The sequence below is a fragment of the Vibrio penaeicida genome (genome assembly GCF_002933855.1).
Lineage (GTDB): Bacteria > Pseudomonadota > Gammaproteobacteria > Enterobacterales > Vibrionaceae > Vibrio > Vibrio penaeicida_A.
On sequence record NZ_BFAQ01000081.1, the window covers coordinates 1 to 1695 of the forward strand.

The window sequence follows — 1695 nt, forward strand, 5'->3', positions numbered from 1 at the left end:
GTAGTTAACCTGCGCTTTTAATCATACTACTGACTTGCAAAACCGGGGGAGACCATATATGTGAGCGGCGCTTGGCTACACTTGAGCGAAGCGAAAATGCCAAGCGTTGCGAATCACTCTTAAATGCTTTGTTAGGATTTTGGTTTCGCCCTTGTAACAGGAAAAACTGAAAGCAGAATAGATACCACACCAGCAACTAAACCCGCTATTCCAAAAATAAGCGACCACCGAGCTTCAATCTTACTTTGCTCAAGCTCTTCAAAACGAACCTGGAATATACTGGATAGTTGACGAAGCTTTCTTTCTATTTCTTCATCATCGGTTAGCGCTGATATATCTTGGAAAATACTTGCTTCAATCGGAGCAAGTTCCTGATAAGGTCTAACCTCCTCTAAATTGCTAATAATAGCTTGGATTTTTTCAGTAAAGCTAACCAAGTTCGCTTGGTCTACACTCGGCTCTGTTTTATTAAGCATAAGTTGATAGTTCAGGCGAACAAGGTAATTTCTCAGAGTAAGCTGATGATTGACTATTTCACCTGCAGGGTGAACTGCTTCAAACAATAGTGTCGCTTGCCCTAAGTTTAAAGTACTTGAGTTATTCAGAGATTGAATGACAGCCGTTTCAAATGCTGGATATTTATCAACTGTCTTAGATAGCTCCTTTTCAACAAGTAGCCCACTGAAAGAAGCCAAAACAGCCGTCAAAATCCCTGCAAGTAACGGCATAAACACCCTAGAAGCTTTGGGCGCGACAATATCAATAATAATACTCATTAAATCCTCATAAATTGAATAAAAATCCTAACGCCCAATTAAACTGCCAAAAACGTACAAATGACGTTTCTGCATTACACCTTAAACACCAAAACCGCCGCAAACTAAAAGTGCCACACGTTTTTGGTCTGTTTGAATTGTTTGTTATGAACGGACTTTATGGCAACCTCGGAATTACAGCAAATACAAATAGTTTAGACACAGAGCCAATTCACAAAATGTCGGCAGCTACACGATAAACCCACAACGAGTTGACTTAAAACACCCACCAATTCTTGAGTTTATCGATGCCCCTGCCGCCCCACAAAAATCACGGTGCAGCAAATGGCTGCTGGAAAAAATCACTTGGCAAAAGCAGCCAAACAGCCGATTTGCCTTTCGATGAAACCAAAGCGGCATTTCACCAAAGAAACACAACAGATTTTCAGGCTGAGATAATTTCAAAACATCGAAAACATCAAGTACGAATAAGGAACATTAACCCTTAATTTTAATGGATTTTTCTAGATGCTTCATAACGCCCAGTTAAGTAGCCAAAAACGTACAAATGCTGTTTCTGCAAACTACCCTAAACACAAAACTCACCGCAAACTAAAAATGCCACGCGTTTTTGGTCTGCTTGAACTGTTTGTTGTAGCGCAACAAATAACAAACTCACTTGGCAATGAAGCACTTAGCTTGCATTCAATGAACAGCATCTTAGCCAACAAAACCTTCTGCAACCAGACCACAAAACCCAAAACACCGATTCAGTCGAGAATTTAGGGAAACGAGCCGAGAGCAAAGCTTCAAAATTCAGCAAACCTAATTGGTTTTGAAAGCTTGCAGCAACTTGGTTTGCGACGACTTTTCCACCTTGATGCTGGTTGAGGAATCAAACTCAAAAACACTGAAGCCAGCAATTTTCGAGAACCTTACA

Annotated in this window: 2 protein-coding genes; one reads left to right on the top strand and one right to left on the bottom strand. The window is 40.5% G+C overall.

The genetic code is table 11. The annotated features are described in order from the left end of the window. Positions 1-131 precede the first annotated feature (131 nt). Positions 132-776 (bottom strand): hypothetical protein, encoded by a 645-nt coding sequence (locus tag VPNCDNU1_RS28285; protein WP_104403465.1) that lies wholly within the window; start codon positions 774-776, stop codon positions 132-134. Positions 777-1283: 507 nt separating this feature from the next. Here VPNCDNU1_RS28285 and VPNCDNU1_RS28300 point away from each other — a divergent pair. Next, entirely contained in the window at positions 1284-1541 is a 258-nt protein-coding gene (locus VPNCDNU1_RS28300) for a hypothetical protein (RefSeq protein ID WP_104403468.1), read from the top strand. Positions 1542-1695: the final 154 nt, after the last annotated feature.